This window comes from Actinoallomurus acaciae, assembly GCF_042429965.1.
GTDB lineage: Bacteria > Actinomycetota > Actinomycetes > Streptosporangiales > Streptosporangiaceae > Actinoallomurus > Actinoallomurus acaciae.
In genome coordinates this window covers 1-4705 of sequence record NZ_JBHLZP010000593.1, presented here as the reverse complement: position 1 = coordinate 4705, position 4705 = coordinate 1, and the positions used below count along the sequence as shown (strand labels likewise).

The following is a 4705-nucleotide window of genomic DNA, read 5'->3' as shown; positions in this document are numbered from 1 at the left end:
CGTGGACGAGCGGCGGCGCGGGCGTGTCGGGGTGCAGGCGGCCGGTCCGGTATCCGCTCAGCGCGGCCACCATCTCGGCCACGACCGGATGGGCGCCGGGCGTGAGCGCGCCCCGGCGGGTCCACGGCAGCGGCTGGTCGAGGTCGTCGGAGACGAGCGCGCTGACCAGCCCGTCGAGGATGTCCGTACGGGCCGGGTGCGGGTGGCCGCGCAGCCGTGCGAGCCCCGCGGACAGGGTGCGGGCGGCGATGAGGTCGGCGGTCGAGACGGCCACCCCGCGCCCGCGCAACCTCGTCGCGACCACCTCGACCAGGCCGTCCGCGGCGGCGGCCGCGCCCTGCTCCCAGAGCCGCTGGTAGTACTCGGGCGACGGCATGCCGGACTGGTAGCCGGAGAAGGCGTCGAGCCGCCGGAAGGAGTACGGCACCAGGTAGCTCCCGGCCACCGACCCGGCCGCCGGACGGGGAACCTCCGGCCAGCAGCCCTCCGCGAACGACCACGGAGCGGCCCGGCAGACGCCGCCGGTCACCTCGGCCGAACCGTCCTCCACCACCGACCGCCCACCCACGGACGACGACGGAGCAGCCCGGCACACACACCCGGCCACCTCAGCCGAATCATCCTCCACCACCGACCGCCCACCCATGGGTGAGGACGGAACGGACCGGCACACACACCCGGCCACCTCGGTCGAACCGTCCTCCGTACCGGCACGAACCGCCTCCGGCCGGTCGCCCACGGACGACCGCCGCACGCCGCGCGCCGCCGGACGGTCCTCCGCTTCGCCGCACGGCTCCCCGGCTAGTCGCCGGAGGGCGGGGAGGTGGAAGCCGCCGGTCACCACGACGACCGGGCGGTCGCCCGCGTCGGCGGCGGCCGCGCGTATCCAGGCCGCCATGTACGCCTCGCGGGCGGTGTCGTCCTCCCCCGCCTCCGTGTCGCCGCGTACGAGGTCGAAGTAGGTCGTGAGCCGCTCCTCCAGGCCGTCGTCGGGTTCGACCTCGACCAGGCGGTCCCACAGGGCGTCGACGTTGTCCACCGCGAACGCCCGGCAGAGCCGGTCGGCCGCGTCGGCGTAGCGCTGCTCGGCGTCGGCGTAGCGGTTGCGGCGTCCGGCCAGCGCCGGATGCCAGGCGGGCAGGTCGATGAACCGCAGCTCCGCGCCGTAAGCGCGGCCCGCCGTGAGCGCCACCCATTCGGGCGAGTAGGCGCAGAACGGCGCCCACGACAGGTGGGAGCGCTCGTCGTCGCGGTAGTGGCTGAAGATCGCGATCGGGAGTTCGTGCCCGAGCAGCAGTTCGTCGAGCCGGTCGTTGACGTCGGCCGGCCCCTCGACCAGGATGTACGCGGGACGCAGCGCCTCGATGGTCCGGCCGACCAGCCGGGCGCAGGCCGGGCTGTGGTGCCGGACGCCGATGAAGGTGACGGACATCAGCCGGGCAGCAGGTGCCGGGCGTCGTGCAGGGCGCGCCACTGCTCGCCGCGCCGCCGGGGCGCCTGTTGTTCGAGGTAGCGGCGGAGTCTCGCCAGGTCGTCGGCGTTGTCCTTGGCCGCCGTGCCGGCGAGGCAGGCGACGATGTCGGCGGCGGTGCCCGCCTCGCCGCGCAGGAACCAGCCACGCAGCCCGACCGCGTGCGCCACCGACACCGTCTCCGCGGTGCTCATCACGGTCGACAGCCGGTCGGCCGCCGCGCCGTTCTCGGCCGTGCCGCCGCGCAGCTCACGGAACGTGGCGACCAGCACCTCCAGCACGTCGCGGCGCGGCGGCACGGTGACGCCGGAGGCCTCCAGCAGCACCCGCGCCTCGGCCTCGACCAGGTCGAGCTCGGTGGTGAAGTCCGCGATCGGGAACACGGTCTCGAAGTTGAAGCGGCGTTTCAGGGCCGCGCTCATGTCGTTCACGCCCCGGTCGCGCGTGTTGGCGGTGGCGATGACGTTGAAGCCCTGCCGGGCGAAGACCATGCCGTCGGCGCCGCTCAGCTCCGGGATCGCCAGCACGCGTTCGGACAGCGGCGACAGCAGCGAGTCCTGGACCTCCAGCGGGCAGCGGGTGATCTCCTCGAACCGGACGACCTTGCCCTCCGCCATGCCCTTGAGCAGCGGCGCCGGGACGAGCGACCGCGGCGAAGGTCCTTCGGAGACGAGCAGCGCGTAGTTCCAGGAGTACTTGATCTGGTCTTCGGTGGTGGCCGCGCCGCCCTGGATGGTGAGGGTCGAGGTGCCGCTCACCGCGGCGGCGATGAGCTCGGACAGCAGCGACTTGGCGGTGCCCGGCTCGCCGACCAGGAGCAGGCCGCGGCTCGTGGCCAGGCTCACCAGCGCGCGGTCGATCAGGGAGGGGTCGCCGACGAACTTGCGGCGGATCCCGCGCCGCTCGTCGCCGACAATGAAGGCGCGCGCCGCCTCCAGGCTGAGCGCCCAGCCGGGCGGCCGGCCGCCCCGGTCGTCCTCGCCCAGCCGGGCCAGCTCGTCGGCGTAGCGGATCTCCGCGGGCGGGCGCTGGAAGGTCTCTTCGGTCGTCATTCGGGTGCTCCAGGGGGCTCAGGCGGTCAGCTCGGTGAGTTCGGCGATGACCTCCGACGCCGTCACCGGGTCGAGGTCGCCGAGCCGCAGCGCCCCTTGGGGCCCGTAGCCGTCCGGCCGATCCATGATCGAGATCGAGTCGAGCCGGGTCTCGGGGAACTCGTCCGGGTAGCCCACCACGATGCCGGGATCCAGGCCGATCACGATGAAGCGGCCGTCTCCCGCCGGGCGGGAGATCGAGCCCTGGATGCCGGCGTCCTGGGGGAACTCGCGGAGCCAGCCGCGGCGTTCGAGGCCGAGCACCGCGCGGCTCGCCACCGTGGCGCCCTCGAACCGCGTCAGCCGCGAGCCCGCCCGCTCCTCCTCGGTCAGGGCGTACACCGCCCGGCCGAGCTGCGGGAACGGCTGCAGGATCTCGTAGTCGGCGAACACCTCCGACCACGCCTCCAGCGTGCCGGTCAGGCCGAGCGGATGGGCGATCCGAATCGGCCCGTCCGGCACGGGCACGGTGTTCTCTTCGACGTCGGCGAGCGTGCGGTCCTCGGCGACGCGGAACTGGGTGCCGCCGACGCCCACCCAGACCAGGCGGCGCGCGATGTGCCAGGTCAGCGGATGCCCGACGAACAGGTCCGCGAACTCCGCCGGGGTCCAGCCGCGCCCCGTGACCATGGCCGTCTCCAGCCGGTGGATCAGGTCGCCCGCGACCGTCCGCACGTCCTTCTTCAGCGCGGCGAACCGCTTGCGCTCGCCGAGTGCCTTGTCGTCGTCGCGCGCCCCCGGCGCCGGCAGGTCCTTGCGCCGCTTGCCGGCCTCGTCCAGGACGTACGGCTTGAGCTGCTCGTCGAAACCGACCACGAACCGCCGCGGCCCGTAGTCGAGCACCATGCTGCCGTTCTCGTCCAGGCCGAAGTCGGGTACGAGCCGGTCCGCCAGTTGCTCCGAGCTCAGCCCGAGACCGTCGGCGACCTCTTCGATCTTCTCCTGGGCGCGTTCTTTGAGCGCCTTGAACTTCACCCGCTGGGCGATCCCGTTCAGGTGCACGAGGGCGATCTCGGATCCGATCTCGGCCAGCACCTCCAGCCCGTTGACGGCCTTCGAGTGGCCGCCTTCGCCCGGCCAGGCGCGGATGATCGGCGTGAGCCGGCGTACGGTCTCGTCGTCGCCCAGGCGGCCCAGCCCGGTCAGCGCCCAGCCGTCCTTGGCCGGCATCCCCGCGAGCTGCCACTGCCGGAACACCGCCCAGCCGAACTCGGCCAGGGACGCCCGGTCGCACGTCTCCCGGACGATCTCCAGCCCGGCGTACGGCGCACCGGGCCCCGAGATCGTGAGCATCGTGACGACGTGTGCGGCGGCCTCGGGCGGCAGCGCCTGCTCGCGGTCGCGCAGCAGCACCTGCGGCAGCCGCCCCTGGTCCAGCCAGTCGCCGATCTTGGGCAGCCGGGCCGGGACGGCGTCGAGCGGGTCGGCGGCGAGCATCGTCTCGACGGCCGCCGCCGCCTCGTCGCCGTGGACCTTCGCCGCCGTGACCACGGTGTCCGCGTCGTGGGTCGACGCGAGCCACCGCAACGCGGCCTCCGCGCCGGTGCGGGCCCGGCCCACCGGGCCGACGGCGTCGGGGACCAGGAGAGGAACGGCGTTCAGCCCGTGCCAGGCGAGCCAGTCGACCGCGAACCTGCGCGCGGACTTCAGCCGGGCCAGCCAGTCGGCGACGAGCCGGGCCGCCCGGATGTCGAGGAAGGGCAGCAGCAGCCCGCCGACCACGCTCGGGGTGTCCTCGATGACGACGCCGAGCACCAGCGGCAGGGAGTCGAGCTCGAACCGGGCGATGATCGGGCGCATCCAGTACTCCGCGCCGTACCGCCGCGGAGCAGGCCAGTCGGCGACGTACGGGCGGAGGACGTCCACCGGCCCCACGGTGAACAGGGCCTCCTCCTCGATGGAGTTCAGCGTGCGGGCCTCGTATCGGCGGATCATCTCCGGCCAGTCGCTCTCGTACAGGCTGCTGGTGTAGCGCGTGGCCGAACGCAGCCACTCGTCGCGGAGGCCGTCCGGCCAGACGATCGAGTAACCGTCCGGCGGCGTCAGGCCCGGGATCACGATCGGCTTGGCCGGCTTGCGGCGGCGCGTCCACGGCGGCGCGGCCAGGAGCGGCGGCAGCGCCCCCACCGGCGCCGACGCGACC

At 73.9% G+C, this 4705-nt stretch carries 3 protein-coding genes; all 3 read right to left on the bottom strand.

Annotated features, from left to right (window positions below):
• The coding region (locus ACFFNX_RS42775; RefSeq protein WP_378211974.1) for a DUF5682 family protein at positions 1–1432 on the bottom strand (1432 nt) is incomplete at its 3' end.
• Positions 1432–2523, bottom strand: coding sequence for an ATP-binding protein (locus tag ACFFNX_RS42770; protein WP_378211973.1), 1092 nt, complete (start codon positions 2521–2523; stop codon positions 1432–1434). The genes ACFFNX_RS42775 and ACFFNX_RS42770, both read right to left, overlap by 1 nt.
• An 18-nt stretch (positions 2524–2541) precedes the next feature.
• Positions 2542–4705 (bottom strand): DUF4132 domain-containing protein (locus ACFFNX_RS42765; RefSeq protein ID WP_378211972.1); only part of this gene is annotated, 2164 nt, incomplete at its 5' end.

Excerpts from the sequence above, each read along its gene's own strand:
- ACFFNX_RS42770 (WP_378211973.1), bottom strand. The coding sequence starts at position 2,523 with ATGACGACCGAAGAGACCTTCCAGCGCCCGCCCGCGGAGATCCGCTAC.